Raw genomic sequence first — 22,676 nt, forward strand, 5'->3', positions numbered from 1 at the left:
GAGTGCCAGTCGAAATCCAACGACCGCAAATCTTGGAACCTGTCTTTCTGCGCAATCAGGATCAGTCGGTAACCATGCCATCGCGCAGCGCGTCAGCCACATAGGCCGACAACGTCTTGCGTGCCTTGTAGTGAGGTTCGACCGCCACCGACATTCCCCTTGGCCCCTTGATACTGGCCAGCATCCTCAAGCTGACCAGGCCCAGTTCCGGGAACCCGGTCCCGATGTCGATGAGCCCATAGGCCACATCGCCGTCTGCATCGAGCGCAGTCAGCACCCAGCATGCGCCGGCGTCCGGCGTGTAGAGCTTGACCACCGGATAGGGGTCGACGGCTTCACCGCGAACGCGCGCCACGCCGTTCGCAAGCATCTCCTTGCGCTGATCCTCGGTCATGAACGGGGACGGCATAGAACCTCCGGGGGATCGAATGCATGCATCGTGCTTGATCGGTCAGAACCTGAGCTTTTCCCACAGGCCGAAGAACAGGAGTCCAGCAAAGGTGAAAGCGGTCAGTCGCTGCCAGTACCTGGACACCAAGGTGGTGACAGCCCAGCGAATTGGGCGCTCCCTGGCCTCGTCGTACAGCGACCAGGCATCTTGAACAGCCTTGTTACGGGCCTCCAGATCTGAAGCCGTGTCGGCATGTCGTTGGACAAGCCCGGCAAAATAGTCAAAGACGGGAAGCTCGACGATATTGCGTTTCCAGGTGTCCACCGGGGTCAGTGCGCCGGCGTGCATCGAGCGCGACTGGCCCGCTCCATGATCGGAATGCGGGTCGTAGTCAAAGACGATATTGAACTGCTCGTATAGACGGTTCCTGCGTTGCTTGTTGCCTGACCATGCGTCACTGGCATTCAGCGTGACGGTCTTGACCTCTGCCTCAGGCCACTGCTTCGCCCAAGTTACGATCTCGTTCATCATGTAAGTCGCGATGCGGTGGCCGTCGAGCTCATCCAGGTTCAAGAAGACTCCACCGCGACCGTAGACCTCACCAGAAGTCAGCGACACCCGCCCGTGGAGCTTCTTGTAAACCCCCACGAAGCTGCCGGCCTGAGCATGCGAACGCCGACGATGGTCGGATTTGCCGAGGATTCGTTGGTACCGCAGACTGATCGTCGCCTCGAAAATCGAGCCGTCGTCCTCATCCAGCCGACTCGTTTCCTCGCGCTGCAGCAGCAGGTGAGCGATTGGATCGCCTACGTCCTTTCCGCTTTCGCGATCATAGATTTCAAGCACCTGCAGGCGCGGTTTCGAACGGGTGCCATCGGCATGGCACCCCGGCTCAAGCAGACTAAGGCTCATCTTTCGCTCCGATGCTGGATTTCCATCACCACAGCGTACCCGAACCCGCCCACGTGATCATCTACAGTTGGCCGCGAGGCCAAGTCCACGGGGCGATCTTGAGGCCAACGATCCAGGAGAGACTGCGTGTACGGCTATGTGAATTTCCCCTACGACCACGGCTTGCTGGTCAAAGAAGAGCTTTCCGAACACGGCTACGTCGAGTCCCAGTCCGATGATGACCTTGGCCGGTACCTCTACCTGTTCGAAATCCGCGAGCGACTCGTGCCGGCGCGCCCGTATCGCGTTCACCTATCGCGCGAGATTCTCCGAAACCTCCAATTCCCCTTGCTACGGCCAACGATCGATGAGGTGATCGCGCGCATGACAGCCGGCCAGCCCCTGGCGCCCTACCTATCGACGCTCGCCAACAAGCTGGTCACCCATGATCATTTGCTCGTGCACTGGGGCGTCCATCACTTGCATCTGGAGCCGCTCTGCACATTGGACGAGAGGGGCTATGTTGCCAGGGCGGACAACCTGCTGTTCTTTCGGGTGAATGGCGCCGACATCCATCTGATCGACATCCTTCCCCACAATCCATCGCCCTTTGCGCAGGATGAACTGGTGAAGATTGTTGATCGCAACTGGCCCCAACTGCATCAGCAGATGCGTGGATTCACGACCCGGGTGCTATCGCCTGCGCAGATCAAGAAACTGCGAAAAGGGAACTTGAACACTGCGGTTCAAACCGACACGCGCGTCGTGATGCCGGCATTTGGAGCCACGAGCGCTGGCCGTTCGCTTGCGGGCGTGCTTGAGGCCGATCGCATCTTCGCGGACCTTCGACGTCTTGAAGGACTGGTCGCCGAGAACTATGAGCGATGGTTTCCAAGGTCATCCGCTTGGATCACCAACGTGCGGCTTGTCGGTGTCGAGAAGGACGGCTACAACCTCGTCGACGGCGCCAGCGGATACACGCTGCAGTTGGAACGCACCAGCTAAGAAGGCGGACTGCGAAAAGCCCGCCCCGTTGGCATGCGCCCTGCGGCTAGTTAGCCGCCCGTCTTGAACGTGAACGTCTTCGTGAAGCTGCCTGTCGCGTTCGTCGTGATCGCAGGGTTCTTGCCGGTGCTGATCGGCTGGCCGTTGTTGTAGTCGGCCATGGTGGTGTTCGTCCCCGTGACGCTGACTAGGTACTCCGTATTCGGCTCGAGCGGCTGATCCGGCAGGATGATCGCGCGGCTCGGGTCGACCAAGAAGTTGGGGTCGTTCGCCTTGAGCATCGGCGCGCGCAGCGTCACTGAGGCGCCGTCCGACTTCTTCAGCATCGTGGCGGACTGGATGGTGATCAGCTGGCCGACGCGTACTGCCACGATGATGGGTTGGCCAACGGGGTTGGTCGACAGATCGCGGCCCGGAACTGGGTTCGGCTGCTCGTTCTTGAGCTGGTAGGCCGTACCGGTGGTGCCATCGCACGGATAGGTCTGCACCGCGGCACCATCAGGCTTCTGAGAAAACTGCCCCTGTGCGATAGCCAGATTGAACTGGGAGATCGCGCGAGGGCCAAAGTTTGCGGTGGCGGCTCCGACCTGGTCGGAGCTCATGATCGAGATGCCCACGTCGATCTGCGGCGACAGCAAGTCGAGTGCGTGATACGGGGCACTGAGCAGGCTGCGCACTGCTGCGATGCCGCGCCCCTGAGGGGCAAACTCCGTGGGGCCCAACACGTTGCCGTTCGCGCCTGTGGTGTCGGCGAAGGCATCCAGGATCAGCCCTTGTCCGTAACCTGCGGCATTGGCGCGGTCGGTAGGCGTCACCCCGGTGAAGGCAGCCTTCGAAGCGTCCTGGAAATGGCCAGCGATGTTATTCACCAGCAGGTAGTTGGAGTGGCCCGCTGCGGCGATATCCAGGTGTGCGTTTTGAGCCAGCAGGCCGAAACCGCAGCGGCTGCGCTCGGCGTTGAGTGCCGAGTAGGCGGCGAGTTCTTCACTGCCAGCGCCGTAGGTCGAGCCAGGCACCGAGGTGACGATGGTCGACGCGGTATCGCCTGCGGAAGGATCGTTCGTCCCAGGCTGCGACGGCGGCGGCGCAACGGGCGGCTGCGCGGGCGGCGTAGCCGGGGTCCCAGTGTCCGGTGGCGGTGCAATGGCGATCAGCGGGATGCCACCACCGCTGCCACCTCCACCACCACCGCAGGCCGATAAGAGAACGAGGGCTGCAGCAGAAAGCGCGATCGCGCTGGGGAATTTGGGGAGCTTGTTTTTGGTTTTCATGATGAGTTGAAAAATCGGGAACTGAAAAGCTGTTGTTGAAAGGTCTTGGGGTGCGAGTTCAGCCGAGGCGAAGACCCATGGGATGCCGAATCGAGGCCGCAGATGCGACCGCTCCCAGGCCCAGCGCCGCGGCCGTGGCCAGGCCTTGTGCCATCCGCTGCCGGCGCACCGCCTGGGCAGACTCGTATTCACGCTGGCGAGCTGCCGCGGCTGCTCGTGCGGCTTGAGCCTGTGCGCGCCGACGCTGCCGCTGTTCGGCTTCCAACGCACCCACGGCGCAGTCGATCTGAGCCAGGCGGGCGTCTAGCTGATCGAGCTGCGCCTGAAACACGAGCCAGGCCTGCCGGCGGGCAGCCCGTTCGTTTTGGGGCAGGGGGTTCATGATGGTGTCCTCAAAAAATCAAAGGAAGGGGACTTGGGTCTGGTTGGCCACGTCCTGTCGGGCCGCCAGCCAGGCGTACGCCAGGCCTCGGCTGAAGCCGTTCGGAGCGGTCTTCGCAAGCTCCTCGAGCTCGGCTCGGGACATCTGCCAGGGTCCGGCCTCGAACGTGTCGTACCACTGGGTATGACGAGCCTCGAGCTCCGCCCAGTCAGCCCCCGTCCCGCAGGTCGTGTCCAGGCTGAAGCTTCCGTTGCCGTTGTCCATGTCGTTCACTCCTCGTTCGTAGTTGTTGGATCTAGATCTCGCCCGCGTCCTGCTGCTCGCGCTCGAGCTCGCGAACGACCCACGGCATGAGTGCGACCCAGGAGCCCGCACGCTCGATTGCTTCGGCCATCGTGTAACCCACGGCTGCAAGCCAATCGGCCTTGTTCAAGACCAGTGCGACCGCCACTTTCTCGCCCGTGCTCATGGATGACCAGGCGTCGCGGCCGCCACGAACCGCATCCCGCGCTTTGCCGAAAAAATGGCGAAATTCAACGTCGTTCATGTCGTTTTCCTCGGCGGTGTTCAGGCGCGCAGCAGCCTAGCGATCCGGCCAGCCGGGCCAGCGACCGCCAGGTCGCCGGGGGCAAGGCCGAAGGCCGCCTCGACGGCTTGCTGGTTGCCCTGATCGAGGGAGAACACAAGAAACCGGAGCAGCTCACTACGCGGCTCTCCAGCCAGCTCACGGCGCTTATCCTCTGCCCAGGTGCGCAGATCCGGTCGACTTGCCACCACTGCGTCAAGCGCGCGCTCGGCGAGCGCATCGAGTTGTTTTGCTTTTGCCATCGTCATTTCCTTCGTGCCGCAACGCGGCGTTGGTCTTCAAAAAACACCGGAACCTTGAGCTGAGCCCTTGGGAATCCGGTCCCGGCTGGGAAAACGATCCAGGCGGTCTCAATCACCGTCTACCTCTCGCCTTCGCCCGTAGTCCGTGGGGCCGGCGCGATTGATGCTCGCAAGGGCCCGCCCGGATGCCGCATGCGCAAGCGAGCGCAGCGAGTGCGAACGGGAGAGGACGGGAGCGAAGCGAACCCTTGCGGGTAGCAATCGAGCGCGCGCAGCGCGCGGCGCCGGTCACACTGACGAAGGAATAGCGAAGGCGCGAGGTAGACGGTGAAGGCCGCGGAGAACAATTCCCAGACGGGACGCCGCGCGGCGAGCGCCTCATGCCGCGCAGCGGCACTGGTCGGCCGAAGGCCGTTGAGCGCAGCGAGCTGCTGCCGCAGGCAGCGTGCGTCATGCGATCGGAACCGGAGGCCGAGACCGAAGGGCTCGGGGGCGCAGCCCTGAGAGCGCGGTCGGCGAAGCCGAGACGCCCAACGACAACGACCGACTCTTGCCCCAACCTTCGTCCATCGTTGGCCGAAACTTCGTCGAACCTTCGGCCAAGTCGCGACTTGTACGAACCTTCGGCCAACCTTCGTACAACACTGCCTCTAGAGCCGCGCGCCGAGCGCGCGGCAACAATGCAGAGAAAAAGATGGCCGAACCTTCGTACAAGGTTCGGCCAAATGCGAACTTGCACGAAGCTTGGCCGAAGGTTCATCCAAGTCTGTCCGAATGCTGGGCGAACTTGACGGCTCGCGTCACGATCAAGCGCCGCCGAACGAGAAGAGTTTCAGCAACATGAACGCCTCGAGCAGGACGGCCACACCCGCGACACCCAGCAAGATCGAAACGGTGCGAAGCAAGTCATTTGCTCGCCGCAGTTCATCGCGGTTGGCCTTGGCAGCAGCGGCGGCATCAGCGACAGTCTGAGCGCGAGCAGCAGCCGCGGCGGGGGCTGCTTCAAGCTGGAGGATCCAGTTCTTGTAGCGCCCCGAGATCTCCGCAGCGAGGGCCTCGGCGGTGAGCTGCGACGGGGCCAGCTCCCGGGCGGTAGTCATGGCCCAGCACCAAGCCTCGCCAAGCCCGCCGTCCGCGTGCGCCACCAACGGATCGGGCAAGTCCTGGAGGTCGTATAGCGACGCCGAGTACTGCAACTGCAGACCCTCTTCGCCGGCGAGCGGCGGGCACGCCGCGGCTGCGTCGATGCGCAGGAATAAGGCCTGCTGCAGGGCTGCGAATGCTCCATCGTGAACGTGATGGGGCAGCAGACGATGAGTCCACTCGTGAATGATCGTGGCGACGATCGAGCGGTGCGACCACAAGACGAGTCGACTGCTCACGGCAATGCGCCCGTCAGGGACCAACGTCGAGTCCAAGGCAAAGCCGCCCCATTGCCCCGTGGGGCGCAGTTCGATGGGATACGGCCTTTGAAGGCGGCAAGCAGTTATCACCGGAGTCAAGATCCTGCATAACCAGCCTGCCAGCGCAGGCCTTGCCGGCGCCACCTGGTACACCGGTAAGGATAAGGCCCCATCTTCGTCGTCGGCGACCACGAGACCGTTCATGCGCGACCAGGACGCTCACGCTCATGGGCTGTGTCATCGTCCGCGTCGGTATCGTCCAGGCCGTCGGGCCAGAGCTCGGCGGCAGCCTGGTTTCGGGCGAGCGCCGCATCCTGAATCGCCTCCTCGAGCGCAGCCTTCTCCCCCTTGATTCGGTCTTCATGGGCCTTGATGAATTGCAGGCGTGCCTCGCCGAGGGGCAGAGCGTGGAAGGCCTCTTGTTCGTACGGCGGCACGTGGTGCACCTGGTGCGCATGGAGGAGCCTCAGGCGACGTGAGGCCGCGAGAAAAGTCGCCCTCAGCTCGGCAGCGCGCTTAGCGTCGGTGATATCGAGCACCGACGGCGCTTGGTTAGGACCGATGTCCTGCTCCTGAGCGGCATGTTCGCGATCGGAGATGGTCTGCTGCTCCTGCTCATCCAGGACCTCGCCAATGGCCTTCTGGAGGAACAGTTGCTCTCCCACGAGAGCGTGCGCGATTGATCCCGCTGCGCCCACGGATTTCACCGTCGCCCACGCCTCGGCCTTGTTGGCTGCTGCCACTGCCTCCTGGCCCAGAGCCATCACGTCATCGCGCCCGTGCTCCGCCTGCGCCAACTTGAGGTTCGCGGCGGCCAGCTCGGCCAGCTGAGCGTCTCCAGGCAACGTCTTGCCCTCTCTCGCATTGCGAAGCAAGTCACGTTGACGGTCTAGCTCAAGCGCCCTCGCAGCACGATCCAAAGCGCTCTCTGTCACGTCTTGCACTGCGCCCGCGTTGTCCAGGCTGACGCCGGCTGCCTCTGCGGCTTTTCGGTAACGACTCAGCGTATTTTTGAGCTCTTGCACCTCACTGCGCAGGGCGCGAAGCTCTGTTTCGCGCGGGTCGGAATCGGTATCGGGCTCGAGGGTCTGCACGGCGCCGGCCGGGGTCGGTCGAGCAACAAAGAATGACGCGATCGCAGCGAGGACCCGGCGGAAACCTTCGATGAGCTTTTCGAGCAACCCGCTTGGCCAAGCTTCAGGCGCGGCGAGTTCGCTACGCTCGGTCTTGAGCGGAGGCCGCGGACGGTCGGCGTCGATACCGCTGCCGCTGGTGCCGGCTGCGGCCGCAGCGGTGGCGCTCTTCTTCATCGGGACCCCATCGAACCGCAACGAGTCGCGCAGGCTGGGGCGCGGCGCCTCTGCTGCAGTCGGTGCGGGTGCCGGGGTCGGGTTGGATTGAGGCGAAACGGGCGGGACTGGGGGCGTGGTGGGCATCGGGAGCTCCTTTGGTTGATGCTGGTGGTGAAACTCATTGGCGGCGTGGGCCTGAGCCCGCTCCAACAGGTGGTCGATGACACTGGGTGCTGTCATCTGCTGCGCCTTACGCTTGGAGGTGGGCTTGGAGGGCTTGGTCGGATCTGCTCCTGTGCGTGTGCGGCGCGAACGGCTGAGATCTGCATCTGGGCCCAACTCCAGGCGGCCACGGCGATCAGGGCGCACGTCGTCACCGTCACCGCGATCGGCGTGACCACGACCAAGAGCAGGGCCTTGCGCAAGCGCAGACGGGCTTGCCGCAAGTCGTCCCTGGCTTGCCCCTCGGTCAGCTCGATGGACGCGCGAAGAGCTTGCCCATGCGTTTGAAGAGCCGTCGCCATCCGTTCCGTCGTCTGATCGAGAAGGGTGCCGAGCGTCCTGGTCTTGCCCATGACCTGGCCGACCTGTTGATTGAGCTCGACCAGCGCCGTTGCCTGGCGCGCGATCTGCGTTTCCATCGAGCTGGTCGACGACGGGCTGGCCGTATCTGGCCCGGTGGTAGCGGGCTTTCGCGGAGATAAGAGGAGCGAGCTCGGCTGCTGCTCTGGCTGCTCTGGCTGCGTCCGGCTCTGAGCCGCGCCAGAGGGGGTTGTGCTCGGCCACTCCAGCGTGTCCAGGTAACTGAAGTCGCTCGACAATGCGGGCGGGATTGAGCTTTTTGTCATACAGAAGACCCCGCAATCGCATGGCCCGCTCGCGCCCAGGCAGCAGGACAGAAACATAGTCCTCGCCCTGGCGGGTCACCCGCCCCAGCTTCTCCAGGGCGGCCACCACGTGCTCGCGTGTCTCGACCTGACCGGCCTGAACACCGCGGGCCAACCATTCCGTAATCTGGTGCTCGGCTCGCCGCCCGGGCTGAAGGCCAGCGCGGAGGAGTGCGGCGTCCGTAAAGGCGGCCGCTGGCGTGCTGGGCCTGACGAGCCGGGTACGGCTCGGGTCGAGGATTGACGACCAGCCCCGAGTGGCATTGGCAACCTCCTGGGAGAGAACAAATGCCCGTAGAGCTGATTTGGACGGCGGGCAGATATTTAGACTTCGAAAACGAATTCGACCATCTATATCCGAGGAAGCCACGCAAGAGGGACTTAATATATGGACGTCGTGTCCACCCGTTGGCGATGTATGGAGCACGACCAAATAAGAGTACGTTCCTTTTTCCAAGCCGCTGAAGGCCACGCTCTCCCAGCGGTGGCATTCCTCGATAATTTCTTCGTGCGTCGGTGCGTCCTCGTCCGCCCAACTCAGGACAAAGGATTTGTACTTGTGTTTCAGATGTCCAATCTGTGCGCACCAAGCTAGAAATTCCTCCGGTGAGCCGGCGAGAATTTCCGGTTGGGCGTGGCGCAGCTGACCGTTGGCCTCGTGCAGAGCTAATACGTATTTGACAGCTCCCTCGGGCGAGCGATGCTTGGCCCCGGCTTTGATAAATTTTCCCATCATCCATTTCGGCGCTCGCTTGAATTGAAGAGCTCTCGGGCGGTTTCTTCAATGGCTTTGAGGGATTCCAGGATCTGGACGGCCTGGATTGGGCTTGCAATTACCGCAGCAGTGTTGACATGCTTGGCCAACTGGTTGCAAGACGAGCTGATGTTTGATGCGAGCCAGGTCAATTTGGGGTCGGAAACCGCAGCCGGTCGGCGCGGTGCGCCCCGGCCCGTGAAAGCGCCGGGCACGGATGCGGCTGCGGCCACCTGACTGCGAAGCCAGTCCGAGACGCCAAGGTTCGCGGTGGCCGCAGCTGCTCGCCAGGCGGCTCGATCTTCAGTGGGCAGGCGGAGGGTGAGGTGAGCGTCGAACGGGCCGCCAGGCTTGGGTGGACGGCTCACGAGTGGTGGCTTCCAGAGGCGTTGGCGTAGCCGACGGCAGACCGCGGAGCGGGCTGCATAACGGGTTCAAGGGCAGAGCCCTTGCCAGAACACAAGGGGCACCAAACGAACCGCGCAGCGGGTCGTTTGGTGTCACTTGTGTGTTCTGGCTGTGCAAGGGAACTCATGCCCCGATGGTCTTCCCAAGCCCGAGGTGCACCGAAATGACAAATTCGGGCTGGGCAGTTGAGGCGGCCCTGGCGACTGCCCTTGAGGCACACCGTCGCAGCGTGCCGCTGCATCGGAGCGTCCCGCAGCTTGGGTGCACTCCTGATCTCAGCCCGACAAGAAACCCTGCTGACGGAGCTTGTCCAGGGTCGTGCTCACATAGTGAGCACAGCGCGTCTCGTCGCGCGGTTGCCGACCTGGCTGGCGCACCGAATGCTGGAGGAAGGCTTCGACCTCAGCAGCACTGCGCCCGGACTTCAGCATGCCGATCGCGCGGCCCCAGTCGCGCCCTGAGGCTGTGCTGTCGGTGCCGGAGCTAAGGGGACGCGTTCGCGGCTGTTGCGCCCCCGGCACTTTCTTCTCCAATGCGGACGGACGGTTGAGTTGGGATTTGGCAAGTAAATTTCCGATTTCGTGCTTCTTTCCATCAGCCAAATAGACAAGCCGAGTCCAAAATCTTCCTCGGCCAGGTTTGAGATTTACAGAACCAGGCCATCGATGAGCCTGATGCCCCGAAAGCGCGCCAGGATCTGACTTGTATCCGGTGCTTTCGTACAGGACGCGGTGAGCGTGATGACGATCTTCGTTCGTCATATCTTGATCGCCGGCATAAAGGTGCTGAAAATTTCCATATGAAGTTTCGAGAACAGCACAAGCAAATCCGTCGAACAGTGGTGTCGCTGATTTGACGTCGTCAAGTAGAAGAATGCGTGAGCCTTCGCGTGGCCCTGCAAAGAGTGATTCGCCAATAAATTCGCCAACGCTCTTGGATATTTTCTTTTCGCGGGCATGCACCATTTTGAAAAAATCTTCCCAGCTCGTAAGTGAGAGCCCGCGGTATTGACCGATCGACTCGGCATTCTTGGAATACTTTCCAATAGGTAATTCGCCGCCGGAATAGCGACCGTCGTTCGAACACCGAATCGTCACCAATCGGGTGAGGTGGTCTCGGTTGCCGCCGTTCTGTTTCATGATCCAAATGGCCAGGCGGGTCGAATTGGCGCACCGTTCGCGCATCGCCGTCTCTGATCGACTCATTCCCTCGGACTCGTTCAACGGGCGGCCGGCCATAGAAGAGTCGATCGGAGGGGCACTCAGGACCTCGGGAACTGGTTCCTCGATGAACTGGGCACCACCCCCCCAGCCCGCTGTCGCGGGCGGGAGTGAGGGGGAGCGGCGCTCGCGCGCCGCGGAAACCGCGGAGGAATGCGCCCCTTGGTCGCCCAAGCCCCCCATGTCGAGTCTTACGGCCAGGGGGGTGTGAATACCGGTCTCCGCAAAATTTGCGTGCTGGAGAGCGCAGTATTTGCGTGCTGGGGCGCTGGCAACCCGCATGGGCATTGGGTTTCCAGAGGGGGCATCTTTTTTGGGCGTGATTGCCATGTGCAAGTCTCTGGGCCCCGAAAGGCCTAGTGCGAATGTCATTGGGAGCTCGATTTCTGCCGGTGACGGGTAGGCCAAGTGCCCCCGCTTGCCCGCAGCGCGCAGCGCTGCGCGCTGCCGGTGCCAAGCCAGCGCGATTTCGATGAATGCCGGGTTCAGGTGAGTCAATGCGACTTCCTCCTTGAGCCTGGCGCCGCGTGGCCGGCGCCGCTCGCGCACGATCAGGCCAACTTGCAGCAAGAGAGCCACCGCATCGTCCACGGCGCGGGGCGAGGCTTGCCTCGGCCCATGGCTGCCCAGAAACTCAAGCTTCACCTTGATCCCTGCAGTTGGGTCGCTGGCCTTGGCCTTGCGGCACAGCTCAGCAAGTACTTGCCCGGCTGTAGGCGTCAGCCGCTGGCCAACCCAGCGGATCTCACCAGTGAGGAATTGAACGAGCGCGTCCACAGGTCGAATGACCAGACGCTCGAAGGGAGGCGAGCAAGCGCGAGATGCTTGCCCCATTTACGAGGCCCGAAGATAATTTAGGCAGCGTCCAAGCTACCCCTCCGAGCCCGGTTGCCTTCCCCAAGGCGGCCGGGCTTTTCCCTTTTCAGGCCTCGGAACCCTGCAACAGTGCGAGCGCGCGTTCAGGCAGAGGGCGGCGCTTTCTCCCGCGCCGCGCCGCCTGCTGCGGCTGCGCGCGTGCGGTGGTGGCGGCAGGGGCAACTGAGGCTGGCGATGCAGGGGCCGCTGTGGTGGACAACCCGGTTATCCACGCTTTGATGTCCTTGGCAAGCCACACAGACGGTCGACCGCCGACACCTGCAACCGCCGCCGCGGGAATCAGTCCTTGCCTCGCGGCATAGCGCACCCCGCCTCTTACTTGAGCCGGGGTGCGGCCGCGGAGCCAAGGCAGCAGCGCGCCGACAGCCTCAGCGGTCAGGAACGTGTCGTCTGGCATGGCCGCATGCTGTGCGCGCTCGTTGTGGTCCGTCGCGTAAGAATTTGGCATATGTCGTTCGATGGCTGGTAATCTGTGATGAGCGAATTACCCGCCATCAACGCGGGTGCACCAAAATGACAAATTCAGCCCGTCACCGAAACGAACGACTGGCCTCGGACACGATCGAGGCCATGGAGTCGTTGCGCGCTCGGTTGGCTCCAGATCTCCCGCTCGGCACGAGTTACGCAATCGATCTGAGCGACGCCCAAAAGAAAGCATGTCGGAGGGTCCTCGAGCTGGTCATGCTCGGTGCGCTTGATGCCGACGCCGCCGCGTCGGACCAAGGGCAGGGGCGCCGAGGCCGTGGCAAGCCGCCGACGGTCCCACACGATGCGAATCGGATGCTGGTGAGGATGATCGTCATGGCTGCCCGCGTGGACGAGCCCACTTTGAGCCCTTTGCAGATCGCGCAAGAGCTTGAGAAAGCAGCCGGCGGGCTACCCGATGGGATCGACGATGCCGCGCAACTCGGGGCCGTCCTTCAGGCGCATTGCACAGATCCAGGTCCCAAGCGCAAGCGCAAGCACCTCAGTGGTCTGAGTCGAGAGCGCGCCGGGTGGCTGGCTCAGGCAGCAGAGAGCATCGGCTGGCTCCCCGAGGGGCATTGGCGCGCGCCGTACCTACTTCGCCTGCTGCTGACCCTCGCCTCCCCAGAGCCCGAAGAAGATCGGGTGTGGTCCCACGAACTGCGAGAGCTAGAGGCCGCGCTGCTGGCACCCCCGCCGCCAGCGCTGACATCTTCCGAGCTGGCGCGCGCTTGGCGAGCAATGGTCAAGGGAGGTTCTGAATTTCGCAAATCCGCAGCGGCGCACGCCGCGCAGGTGGATGCGCTGCAAGGCCCAGTGAGTCTCGATGCATTGAATGAGCCGCCGGTGCCGGCAGCGGTGGAGGTCGCGCTCAGCGACCGCAAGGTCGGAGACGTGATCGAGGCGTCCCCATTGGTGGTGGTCTACACGATGCGCGAAGGTGAGGAAGGCCATGCCTGGGCGATTCAGCCCGCCGCAGACAGCATGTCCGCCGCGTTCGATCTGGCCGAGTACGCGGTCGCGGCCCACCGGCCACGCGCTGGCCGCCGCGGCCAGGCGCAGGGCAATGACGCCGGCGCCAGCGTCGATCTCGCCCAGGGGCTCGCTCGCTGGCGCTGACGAAAGGCTCTCCACATGACCGTGATCACCCAGCGCATCGACTCCATAACCCGCGCGATTACCCCCGCACCTGTTGCCGACAGGGAAGCCGGGCGGCGAGCCCTGGCGTCGGGCAAATCGCCTGAGCTGTGGCTAGCCCTCGTCCTCGTCTTGGCGGCAGCGACAGCCCCTACGCAGGCCCGAGCCGACGCGCTCGACGACTATAAATCGCTCAGCGAGATGTGCCGGCGCAGCGGCTCGACATCGGACGCGACATGCACGCAGCGGGATAAACTTGAGCTCAAACTACGCACCCAGGGCTATTATCAAAACGGCTACGACGGGTACATGTCGCCCGAGCGCATCGATGAGTTCGAGCGCATCGTGCGCTCGAACCGCGTGCAGGCCCGACCGACGCAGCTGGTCCCGCCGCCGATCAAACCCGCGCCGATGCCCGAGCACCCGCACACGTCGGCCTTGAGTGAGCGGTTGCTGGTGCACCTCGAATCCGCCCCGCCGGGCATGCGTGAGGACTTCCTATTCGAGAACCGCCCCGCGACGATGTGGCGTCTCACGTGCAAGCAGATTGCGCAGTTTCAATCAGGCATGGCGAACACCGACAAGGACCGCGCGTTCGTCGCTTGGCAAGCTACGGCGCCGGGGAATCTGCTCACCGTCTTGCGCGTTGACGGCTCGACTTCGCAGAGCTGCTACGAGCCGACTACGCGTGGGATTCGCATATTCGGCAAAGGCCAGCAGCCGTTTGACTCCAACTTGCGGTGAGCGCGGCCGGCGACTTCGCGGCCGGGCCAGTTACCGTCCGTTGCAGGGGGAATTTGCTGGGGAAACTCCCGGCGCCTAAAAAAATGAACCAGATAGGCACTGTTTTGGCGGAGAGTGTGACTGCTGTCGACCGGCGCCGTCCAAGCAGTAGGAGCGTCCGAGCGCGGGAGCGAAGCGAGACCGAGGTGGGCCGTGCTGAATTCGCGCGGGCATGGCGTTGAGGGGGCGGGGTGCAGATCTCCAGTGCAATTTCAGTGCACTCAAAAGTGAAGTCGGTTCAACTGCCGTGCGCAGCGGTCAACAGCAATCAACGGAGATTTGCCTTTTAGATCAAGGCCTTACATAATCAACAGCGATCGATGAAGGTTGCTCATTCGAGCGCTGATTTTGCTTGCCAACGCCTTTTAATCCGTTGGTCACTGGTTCGAATCCAGTACGTCCTACCACCGAGCCATGCGAAACATGAAAAGCCAGCTGTCACCCGACAGCTGGCTTTTTTCTTGGGTCCGACGCCAGGCAGGCGGTCAGGACGCCGGCTGTTGCCGGAGCCGCTTGAGCAGTTCGCGCCCCACGCCAAGCGCAGACGCCGGGTTCTGCCCGGTGATGAGCTCGCGGTCCATCACCACGTTCGGCGTGAACGGCGCCTGGTTGCTGCTGTAGGCGCCGCCGGCTTGCTGCAACGCGGTCTGCGGATAGAACTTCATCGTGCCGCCCTGCAGCGCCGCCTTCGCAAGCTCCTCTTCCTGGTTGCTGATCACGGTCATGCGGTAGCCGGCGTAGATCCAGTCCGGGCGTTGCTCGATCGCGCCGCCCGCCGCGAGCCGGTTCGTGAAGCCCTGTGCATCGGGCAAGGTCGAGAGCAGTGCGATCGGGCCGTGGCATACCAGGGCCGTGGTCTTGTGGCGCGCATGAAAGTCCGCGAGCAGCCGGCCCAGCGCGGGGCTGGTCAGCAGGTCCTGCATGGGCGCATGGCCGCCCGGCACATAGACGGCATCGAAGCGGGCGTAGCCGATCTGCGCCACGCGCGACAGGCTGATCACCGGCGAGTCCGTGCGCGAGGTGAGCTTCAATTTGTCGAGCAGCGCCTTGTGCTGTTTGAGGGCGGCTTCGTCGCCATCGAAATACATCTTGTCGACCGACGATGCGTCCACGGTGGGCGCGTTGCCCTGCGGCGTGGTGAAGGTCAGCTGGTGGCCGGCGTCGAGCAGCAGCTTTACAGGCTGCATCAGCTCGTTCAGATAGAAGCCGGTGGCGAAGACCTTGCCGTCCTTCAGGTCGAGGTGGTCGGCATCCGACAGCACGACCAGCACGTTGGCCGCCTGCGCGCCGAGCGCGGCCAGGCCGAGGGTCGCGGCGGCGGCGAGTTTGTGGAGAGCGTTCATGGACGTTCTTCCCTTTCAGTTCTGGCGCAGCAGCAGTTCGCGCATCGCCGCGCCGACGCCGGCTGCCGACTGCGGGTTCTGCCCCGTGACGAGCCGCCCGTCGACCACGACCTGCGCCGTCCAGTCGGGCGCCGGATGGTGGTGCGCGCCGCGTTGCACGAGCGTGGTGGCCAGCAGGAAGGGCACGGTCTGCGCGAGGCCGACGGCGCGTTCTTCGTCGTCGGTGAAGGCGCTGAGGTTCTTGCCCGCGACCAGGTAGGCGCCGTTGCCCAGCGTCACGTTGACCAGCGCCGCGGGGCCGTGGCACACCGCGCCCACCACGCCGCCCGCTTCGTAGACCTCGCGGGTCACGCGCGCCGCGTCGGGGCTGGTCGGAAAGTCCCACATCGCGCCGTGTCCGCCGGCGAAGAAGATCGCGCTGTACTTCGAGGCGTCGACATCGCCCAGGCGTTGCGTGTGGCGCAGGGCCTCGCGAAAGGCGCTGTCATTCCAGTAGCGCGCATTGACCGCATCGCCGAGGTCCAGGCCATCGACTGGCGGCTCACCACCCTGGATGGACGCGAGTTCGAATGCCATGCCGGCCGCTTCGAGCTCGGCCAGCGGGTGGGTCAGTTCGCCGAGGTAGAAGCCCGTCGGCTCGCCGCCGGTGGCGCCCTTGGTGCCGTGGCTGGTGAGCACCATGAGCACGGGGCGGATCGACGGGGCGGTGGTGGTGGAAGTCATCTGTAGCTCCTGGAAAAGGGTGAAGAGGCCGGGCCCTGTGGCCCTTGGGATCGAATGTATTGATTGCCTCGCCGGCGATAAACTGGCCAGTCAGGAAAACATTTGTTCTTCAGGAGACAAGATGAGCCGACGATTCGATCACCTCGGGGATGTGGAAACCTTCGTCACCGTGGTCGACAAGGGCTCGATGACGGCCGGTGCCGTGGCGCTGGCGACGACGCCCTCGGTGCTCAGTCGCGCGATCACGCGCCTGGAGGCGCGGCTGGGCGTGCAGCTGCTGCGCCGCACGACGCGGCGCCTGAGCCTCACCGAGCAGGGGCGGCTGTATCTGGAGCAGTCGCGTGCGGCCTTCGCACTCATCGACGATGCCGAGCGCGCGATGCAGGGGCAGGGCGACGAGCTCACCGGCAGCGTGCGCCTGAGCGTGCCCACCACCTACGCCCATCACCGGTTGCCGGCGCTGTTGCAGCCTTTCTGCACCCGCCATCCGCAGGTGCGCGTCGAGCTGAACATCACCAACCGCAACGTCGACCTCGTGGCCGAGGGCTACGACCTCGCGATCCGCATGGGCCCGTTGCCCGACAGCGGCCTGGTCGGGCGCAAGCTCGAGGACGCGCCGATGTGCCTGCTCGCCGCGCCGGACTACATCGCGCGCGCGGGCATGCCGGCGCGCATCGGCGACCTCGCGCAGCACGCCTGCCTGCCTTTCGTGATGCCCAGCACCGGCCGCGTGGCGCCCTGGATTCTTCAGGAGGACGGGCGCGACGTGGACTGGACGCCGCACGGCAGCCTCCAGGTGTCGGACGATGTGCTGGGCGTGGTTGCGCTCGCGCTGAGCGGGCTCGGGATCTGCCAGACCTACGACTTCATCGCGCGCCCGCTGTTCGCGCAGGGCCGCGCGGTGGAGGTGCTCGCGCCGGCATGCGGGCGTTCGCGGCCGGTGTCGGTGATCTATGCGCCGCACCGGCGGCTGTCGTCCGCCTCGCGCGCCCTGATCGATGCGTTGGCCGGCGCGCCGGCCTGACGCGGTGCGCGGGGCTCAGCGGTCGAACGCGGCCTGCAGCTCGGCCTTGCTGGTGACGCCGCGGTGCAGCTGGAGCATGAGCAGCAGGCGCGCCTTCTGCGGGCTCAGGTCGCCGGCCATCACGGCGCCGGCCTCGTCGCTGGTCTTGCCGCCGCCCACGAAGCCGTAGACCGGGCGCGTGCGGCCGTTGTGCACGCGCGTGGAGACGACCACCGGCACGCCTTTCGACAGCGCGTACTTGAGCGCCTCGAACATCGAGACGTTCATGTTGCCCATGCCCACCGCCTGCACCACGATGCCCTTGGCACCCTGGTCGACGGCGTAGCGCATGAGCGAGCCGTCGGCGCCGCCGAACATGGCGACGATTTCCACGCGCGGCATCTCGGCGCTGCCGATGTCGATGTGCTGGCGGCGCAGCGGCGCGCGCGTGAAGACGACCTTGTCGTCCCACACCTCGCCCAGGAAGCCGAAGTCGCCCGAATTGAAGGTCTCGACGTTGGCGGTGTGCGTCTTGGTGACGTTGCGCGCTGCGTTGATCTGGTTGTTCATCGCCAGCATCACGCCCTTGCCGCGCGCTTCGGCCGTGGTGGCGATGCGGATGGCGTTGAGCAGGTTGCGCGGGCCGTCGAAGTCGGGCGACGAGGCGTTGCGCTGCGCGCCGATGAGGATCACCGGCTTGTCGGACTTGACGGTCAGGTCCAGCCAGTAGGCCGTTTCTTCCATGGTGTCGGTGCCGTGCGCGATGACGACGCCGGCCACCTCGGGGCGCGCGAGCGCGTCATCGACGGCCTTGGTCAGGCGCGTCCACCATTTCGCCTCGATGTAGTTGGACGACATGGCCGAGAAGTTGTTGACCTCGATGGTGGCGTACTTGCCGGCATCGGGCACCGTCTGCATCAGGTCGTCGCCCGAGATCGCGGGCACCACGCCCTTGGTGACGGGGTCGATCTTCATCGCGATGGTGCCGCCCGTGGCGATGAACTGCACGACGGGTCGCGTCTGCGCCTGTGCCTGCGCCGACGTGGCCACGGCTGCCAGGCCGATCGTCGCAAGTGCGAGTGTCCTCTTCAGTGTCTTCATGGGTTTCCTTGGCGGTGTGAGGGTGCGCGCCGATGCTACGCGACGGCTGCGCCACACCGTGGGCGCCCAGGAAGATGTGCCCCATGCGGCACGCAGGCAGGGCTACGCCGGGGCGTGCCAGTCTTGCGTGGTCTGCGGCGAGAGGTTCACGGCGCCTTCGTGGCAGGGCTGAACCTCCAGGGGATCGCACGGGCTGCTGATCTGGCGCCCGTCGAACTTGATGCGGATGTGCGAACTGCTCGCGCCGGCGACGGTGCCGAGCCGGCCGCCGCAGATGACGCGGGCTCCTCTTTCGAAGCTGACGCCGTAGCGTTCGCGGATGTCCCTGAGGCTCATGTGATTCCCTTTGTTCCCTGTGCTGACAGTGAACGAATCGTCTCTTGGGCCCGCGTGGTACTGCGTAGGTCGCATTCCGTTACACCGTGTAGGAAAGAAGAGGGGTTGACGGAAGGCGGACGCCTTGGGGGCGAAGTAGCACGCCCTGGTTCGCCTTGCAATGGACCTTCGGCCGATGCGCTGTTCGCCGTGCGTTCCTAGCATCGCGGCCTTCAGCCTGCTTCCACCCGAGGGTCCATGTTTCTCATTCTTTTGCGCCGCCGTTTCCGTCAAGGCATCACCGTTCGCGCCCCTGTGCATCGCCGTCGACTGGTGATGGCCGGCATGGCCCTGGGCGCCGTGCTCGCCGGATGTGGAGGAGGCGGCGGCACGAGCGGCGCTCCTGTACTTCCGATCACGCAACCTGTGTCGGAGACCGCTCCCGCAGAAGAGACCGTGACCGGACCGGGCACGAACCCCGTTGCGACGACCTACTTCGTCAGCGGCACCGTCGTCGGACTGAAGGGCACGGGTCTCGTGCTGCAGAACAACGGAGGCGACGACCTCGCCGTGGCCGCCGACGGCCCCATCCGCTTTGCCACGCCGCTGGCCGACGGCGCGGCGTATGCCGTCACCGTGAAGACCGCGCCGAGCGCCGATCCGCCGCAGAACTGTGTCGTCAGCAACGACGCCGGCACGGTCGGCGGCGCGGCCGTCAGTAATGTGGCCGTGGTGTGCACGGACGTCGTCCAGGCGAGCCTGTGTCCCGACGTGCTCGATCCGTCGGTCACCTACACCGGCGGCGCTGCCAGCGGCGAGTACGTGAAGGTCAAATTCGATTCGGCGGCCAAGCGCTATGAGATGACCTTCGTCGAATCGCCGGTACCGACGTCCAGCGGCCAGCGCAACGACACGCGTGCCGGCCTGACGATCGCCGGCGACTACGTGCATCCCGACGGCACGGCGCTGGCCTTGCCATCGGCCCGGCAGAACCGCTGTGCGATCGTGCTGAAGAACGGCAAGACCGCCAGCGGCAGCTACACCGTAGCGATCAATCCGAAGGCGCCGCCAGTGCTGTTCGTCGGCCATGGGTTGGTCGTCGGCGGTATTCCGGGCGCGACGGTCCAGGACAATGGGCTCGAGTTCAGCGGGGGACTTTTTCTTGGCGCCGTGCCGCCGCGAACCTTCGACTCGTACCCGTTCATCGGCTTCAGCCACACCGTGACCGACTTCACGCAAGTGGCGGGCACCTACAACGAGCTCGGCTTTCGCGTCACGCCGGAAGGCACGCCTTCGCAAAGCGCCTCTGGCGTGCATTGGTTCGGCTGGGAAACCCAGGCAATACAGGCCAGCCAGACCTTCAACGCCGACGGCAGCTGTACCCCCGACGCATCGCAGTACTCGTGCTTTTCGACCGGCGCGCCCTGGAAGCTGCGACGCAATGCCGACGGCACGCCAGACGGTGTGTTCACCAGCGGTGCGAATCCCGACCTGAGGTATCCGGCGGTCGGCGTCGAGGTGTTCCAGTTCCTCGTGAGCCCCAGCCTGGCGCACGGCATCATGATCGTGGGCAAGGTGGGCGACCAGCTTGTTCCGGTGATCGTTCGCGTCGGCTATATCAAAGATGGCCAGGGCAACGTTCTTGCGCACATGCTCGACGACCAGGCCGGCTTTTCGTTGCTCGCACCCGCCACGAACATCACGCAGGCGGCGCTTACGGGCCGCTACGTGGGAACGAACAGCGCGTCCGTTTGCGGGGTGGTCACGTCGCCCGGGCAGAGCTCCCGGTCATCGCAGGTCAACGGGCAAATGATCTTCCCTTCGGCCGGGGCTTGCACGGACGGCAGCGCGTCAAGCGACGCGGGCGTCAACAACGGCGCCATGTCGTTCCAGGGCGGATCGGCCACGCTGCTGAACCCGTTCACGTTGGCGGCGTCGTCCGGTCTCGCGCTCGACTTCACGCAGGCGCGCCCCGGTCTCGTGACCGTGACGGCGAACACCGATTTCATGTCGGGCCGCACGCCCGTCTTCAAGGCTGGCGACACGGGCGTGATGGTGAAGGTCGGCCCCGTGTACGGCTTGCTGATGAACGGCGTGAACCGGCAGTTCACCACCTACGACCCCGTGAACAACGTCAGCAAGGTGAACCCGTTCCTGTCGATCGGGGTGTTCGCCGAATAGCTCGTCGAGGCGAACGCGCATGAAGAAAGCCCTCGCGAGGAGGGCTTTTGTCGGAATGTGGTCGTGAACTCTTACGCGGTCCACGCTACGGCAAAGATTCGTTTGCGGAAGTCATTGTTGTTTTTCTCGTCGCTATGACTTCGACGCGCTGGTATGAGATTCAGCTTGCCTGGCCAGGCAAATGCCCGATGATTTCGGGCAACCACGAATTATATACCAGAATGAATCGACCCCTTCGAAAGCCGCCGCCCGACGCGCAGCGGGGCAGGCAAAAAAACAGCCCGCACGAGGGCGGGCTGGAAGGTGACTTGCTGGAGGAGGGAGGATCAGAGGTGCAAGCCACCGGGAGAAACCTCACTGTGCCCGGCGAATCTGTACGCAACCTGACCTCGCGAAAAGAGGCCCTTTGGGCCTTCAGTCTTCGTCTTCCCACTTGCCGATCACGGTGCCCAGCACGGTGAAGGGCACGCGCACGGCCTCGTGTGCGGGGTTCAGCGGCAGCAGCCAGCGGCGGCCCGCGTCTTCCTTGTAGACCTTGAAGGTGACTTCGCCGCGGATGTCGTCGTCCAGCTTGGCGACCACCCGCTCGCCGTCGTCGGGCGTGGTGTGCTGCGGGTCAACGAAGACGATCGATCCGGCCGGGTAGCTCTTCAGGTGCCCGTGCGGCGAGGTCATGCTGTCGCCGCGCACGCGCAGCGCGTAGGTGCCGGCGCTGTGGTGCGCGATGCAGGGAATCCAGCGTTCGGCCAGCGTGGGCCGGGGCGGCGATTCGGCGCCGCGCCATTCGCCGGCCTGCTCCCACGAGATCAGCGGCACGGTGCCGGGCGTCTGGGGCGCGAAAGCCGGGCCGACGGGCGCGATGCGGGTGACGCGGTAGGGGCCGGGCGGCTCGTGGGCGTTGTCGCGTGCCAGGCGGATCTGCACCTCGTCCCACGGAGCGGGGCCGTCGCCGGTGTCGAGCCAGTTGGGGTCGGCGCGGTAGGCGCGTGCCAAGGCGAGCACGCTCATCGACCGGCTGGTGTCGCCACGCTCGATCTTCGAGATGCTCGACTGCTTGACGCCCGAAGCGGCCTCGGCCTGCTTCTGCGTCATCTTGGCGAATTTGCGTGCGGCCAGGGCACGTGAAGCAATAGTCTCCATGGGGTGGAGATTCAAGCGCAGATGAATATTCGTATTGGACTCTAAAATAGGAAAAAAAGGGAGGATCGATATGAAGCCACGCGAATTGGTGCAGGCGCTGCGAGCGCTCGGATTGACGCAAAAGCAGATCCAGGAACGCACGGGCATTCCGCAGCCCACGGTCAGCAAGATCGGGCTGGGGCGGGTGAGCGACGTGATGTCGCGCCACTACGTCGCGCTGCTGGCCGCCTACGAGCAGCGCATGAAGGAAGAGGCGCTGCGGCCGGCCCCGCACTATGGGCCGCCGCCAGCCGGCGACTGAGCCGGAAGTGGCGGGATCAGATCATGCCGGCTTGAGCCGTTCGGCGGGCTCGGGCGGCGTCAGGGCCAGCGTGGTGCTCACGCGCACGCAGTCCTTGATGTGCTGTTCGCCCAGCGCGCGCAGCGCGGCATAGCCGAGCGCGGCCGACACGACCTGCCCGGCGATGGGCACGTATTTGGTGGCCTGCTTGGCGGTGAGGCGGATGCCGGCGTGCCGGGCCAGCTTCATGAGCAGCTCGCGCGTGACGAGCCGCCCCACGAGCAGGGCGCCGAGCGTGGTCGCGGCCTTCTGGATGCGCTCGCGCTGGTGCGGCGCGAGCTTTTCGACCTGGGTGACGGAGAGGCCGAACTCGGCGCTGATCTGCGGCACCAGGCGCGACAGCAGCGCCGCGTCGGCCATCCAGTCGACGCCAGGCAGCGGCACGGCGCTGGCGGCGGCGGCCATGAGGGCCTTGCGGCCGATCAGGCGCCGGCTGCGGTGGATGGCCGCGATGAGTTTTTCATCGCCCCGGGCGAGTTCGATCGAAGAAGGCATGCAGCGTGGCTCCTTGGCGGGTTCCCTGAGCGTGCCATGCTA

24 protein-coding genes are annotated in these 22,676 nt (G+C 64.6%); 6 read left to right on the plus strand and 18 right to left on the minus strand.

The features are described 5' to 3' along the window. Positions 1–61: 61 nt before the first annotated feature. Together FFI97_RS05715 and FFI97_RS05720 are read right to left on the minus strand one after the other, a co-directional pair. Positions 62–409, minus strand: a complete 348-nt coding sequence (locus tag FFI97_RS05715) for a DUF2958 domain-containing protein (protein WP_139701680.1) — start codon at positions 407–409, stop codon at positions 62–64. 42 nt (positions 410–451) lie between these two features. Then, complete coding sequence (locus FFI97_RS05720) at positions 452–1,303, minus strand: hypothetical protein (RefSeq protein ID WP_139701679.1); 852 nt, start codon at positions 1,301–1,303, stop codon at positions 452–454. A gap of 126 nt (positions 1,304–1,429) precedes the next feature. On the opposite strand from FFI97_RS05720, the gene FFI97_RS05725 reads away from it, so the two are divergent. Then, the gene (locus tag FFI97_RS05725; RefSeq protein WP_139701678.1) at positions 1,430–2,287 is read left to right on the plus strand and encodes a hypothetical protein; all 858 of its coding nucleotides are present in this window, start codon (positions 1,430–1,432) and stop codon (positions 2,285–2,287) included. 50 nt (positions 2,288–2,337) lie between these two features. Here FFI97_RS05725 and FFI97_RS05730 read toward each other — a convergent pair whose 3' ends face one another. From FFI97_RS05730 to FFI97_RS05770, 10 genes are all read right to left on the minus strand, one after another. Next, complete coding sequence (locus FFI97_RS05730; RefSeq protein WP_139701677.1) at positions 2,338–3,558, minus strand: CAP domain-containing protein; 1,221 nt, start codon at positions 3,556–3,558, stop codon at positions 2,338–2,340. A 58-nt stretch (positions 3,559–3,616) separates the two neighbouring features. Beyond that, complete coding sequence (locus FFI97_RS05735) at positions 3,617–3,940, minus strand: hypothetical protein (protein WP_139701676.1); 324 nt, start codon at positions 3,938–3,940, stop codon at positions 3,617–3,619. 18 nt (positions 3,941–3,958) lie between these two features. Continuing rightward, entirely contained in the window at positions 3,959–4,204 is a 246-nt protein-coding gene (locus tag FFI97_RS05740) for a hypothetical protein (protein ID WP_139701675.1), read from the minus strand. Between the two features lie 31 nt (positions 4,205–4,235). After that, positions 4,236–4,487 carry a hypothetical protein gene (locus tag FFI97_RS05745; protein ID WP_139701674.1) on the minus strand — a complete coding sequence of 84 codons (252 nt, stop codon included), beginning with the start codon at positions 4,485–4,487 and terminating at the stop codon, positions 4,236–4,238. A gap of 20 nt (positions 4,488–4,507) precedes the next feature. Continuing rightward, on the minus strand, positions 4,508–4,768 hold the full coding sequence (locus FFI97_RS05750; RefSeq protein WP_139701673.1) for a hypothetical protein: 261 nt from the start codon (positions 4,766–4,768) through the stop codon (positions 4,508–4,510). Between the two features lie 806 nt (positions 4,769–5,574). Further along, entirely contained in the window at positions 5,575–6,375 is an 801-nt protein-coding gene (locus FFI97_RS05755) for a hypothetical protein (RefSeq protein WP_139701672.1), read from the minus strand. Further along, positions 6,372–7,607: a hypothetical protein gene (locus FFI97_RS05760; protein WP_144004340.1), complete on the minus strand. Its 1,236-nt coding sequence runs from the start codon at positions 7,605–7,607 to the stop codon at positions 6,372–6,374. Before FFI97_RS05760 ends, FFI97_RS05755 begins: the two co-directional genes overlap by 4 nt. Positions 7,608–7,699: 92 nt before the next feature. Next, positions 7,700–8,104 (minus strand): hypothetical protein, encoded by a 405-nt coding sequence (locus FFI97_RS05765; protein ID WP_139701670.1) that lies wholly within the window; start codon positions 8,102–8,104, stop codon positions 7,700–7,702. Between the two features lie 978 nt (positions 8,105–9,082). Beyond that, the gene (locus FFI97_RS33770) at positions 9,083–9,472 is read right to left on the minus strand and encodes a hypothetical protein (RefSeq protein WP_221937657.1); all 390 of its coding nucleotides are present in this window, start codon (positions 9,470–9,472) and stop codon (positions 9,083–9,085) included. Positions 9,473–9,787: 315 nt separating this feature from the next. Then, positions 9,788–11,509, minus strand: a complete 1,722-nt coding sequence (locus FFI97_RS05770) for a DNA-primase RepB domain-containing protein (protein WP_185993563.1) — start codon at positions 11,507–11,509, stop codon at positions 9,788–9,790. A gap of 669 nt (positions 11,510–12,178) precedes the next feature. Here FFI97_RS05770 and FFI97_RS05775 point away from each other — a divergent pair. Together FFI97_RS05775 and FFI97_RS05780 are read left to right on the plus strand one after the other, a co-directional pair. Further along, positions 12,179–13,192 carry a hypothetical protein gene (locus FFI97_RS05775; RefSeq protein ID WP_139701668.1) on the plus strand — a complete coding sequence of 338 codons (1,014 nt, stop codon included), beginning with the start codon at positions 12,179–12,181 and terminating at the stop codon, positions 13,190–13,192. A gap of 15 nt (positions 13,193–13,207) precedes the next feature. Next, on the plus strand, positions 13,208–13,954 hold the full coding sequence (locus FFI97_RS05780) for a hypothetical protein (protein WP_007832325.1): 747 nt from the start codon (positions 13,208–13,210) through the stop codon (positions 13,952–13,954). Between the two features lie 524 nt (positions 13,955–14,478). On the opposite strand, the gene FFI97_RS05785 is transcribed toward FFI97_RS05780, so the two are convergent. Further along, the gene (locus tag FFI97_RS05785; RefSeq protein WP_139701667.1) at positions 14,479–15,336 is read right to left on the minus strand and encodes a type 1 glutamine amidotransferase domain-containing protein; all 858 of its coding nucleotides are present in this window, start codon (positions 15,334–15,336) and stop codon (positions 14,479–14,481) included. A 15-nt stretch (positions 15,337–15,351) separates the two neighbouring features. Next, positions 15,352–16,059: a type 1 glutamine amidotransferase domain-containing protein gene (locus tag FFI97_RS05790; protein WP_139701666.1), complete on the minus strand. Its 708-nt coding sequence runs from the start codon at positions 16,057–16,059 to the stop codon at positions 15,352–15,354. Positions 16,060–16,180: 121 nt separating this feature from the next. Here FFI97_RS05790 and FFI97_RS05795 point away from each other — a divergent pair, with 121 nt between their 5' ends. Next, positions 16,181–17,083 (plus strand): LysR family transcriptional regulator, encoded by a 903-nt coding sequence (locus FFI97_RS05795; protein WP_139701665.1) that lies wholly within the window; start codon positions 16,181–16,183, stop codon positions 17,081–17,083. 15 nt (positions 17,084–17,098) lie between these two features. On the opposite strand, the gene FFI97_RS05800 is transcribed toward FFI97_RS05795, so the two are convergent. Together FFI97_RS05800 and FFI97_RS05805 are read right to left on the minus strand one after the other, a co-directional pair. Continuing rightward, on the minus strand, positions 17,099–18,163 hold the full coding sequence (locus FFI97_RS05800) for an asparaginase (protein WP_139701664.1): 1,065 nt from the start codon (positions 18,161–18,163) through the stop codon (positions 17,099–17,101). Positions 18,164–18,265: 102 nt separating this feature from the next. Then, complete coding sequence (locus FFI97_RS05805) at positions 18,266–18,499, minus strand: hypothetical protein (RefSeq protein ID WP_062470163.1); 234 nt, start codon at positions 18,497–18,499, stop codon at positions 18,266–18,268. Positions 18,500–18,934: 435 nt separating this feature from the next. On the opposite strand from FFI97_RS05805, the gene FFI97_RS05810 reads away from it, so the two are divergent. Next, entirely contained in the window at positions 18,935–20,659 is a 1,725-nt protein-coding gene (locus FFI97_RS05810) for a DUF2957 domain-containing protein (RefSeq protein WP_221937665.1), read from the plus strand. Positions 20,660–21,073: 414 nt separating this feature from the next. Here the strand turns inward: FFI97_RS05810 and FFI97_RS05815 are convergent, their stop codons facing one another. Then, complete coding sequence (locus FFI97_RS05815; protein WP_083259139.1) at positions 21,074–21,799, minus strand: helix-turn-helix domain-containing protein; 726 nt, start codon at positions 21,797–21,799, stop codon at positions 21,074–21,076. Positions 21,800–21,869: 70 nt separating this feature from the next. On the opposite strand from FFI97_RS05815, the gene FFI97_RS05820 reads away from it, so the two are divergent. Beyond that, positions 21,870–22,100, plus strand: a complete 231-nt coding sequence (locus FFI97_RS05820) for a helix-turn-helix domain-containing protein (RefSeq protein WP_062470169.1) — start codon at positions 21,870–21,872, stop codon at positions 22,098–22,100. A 21-nt stretch (positions 22,101–22,121) separates the two neighbouring features. Here the strand turns inward: FFI97_RS05820 and FFI97_RS05825 are convergent, their stop codons facing one another. Then, positions 22,122–22,634: a hypothetical protein gene (locus tag FFI97_RS05825; protein ID WP_139701662.1), complete on the minus strand. Its 513-nt coding sequence runs from the start codon at positions 22,632–22,634 to the stop codon at positions 22,122–22,124. Between the last annotated feature and the right edge of the window lie 42 nt (positions 22,635–22,676).

Origin of the sequence: Variovorax sp. KBS0712 (assembly GCF_006323185.2) — a bacterium.
Taxonomy (GTDB): domain Bacteria; phylum Pseudomonadota; class Gammaproteobacteria; order Burkholderiales; family Burkholderiaceae_C; genus Variovorax; species Variovorax boronicumulans.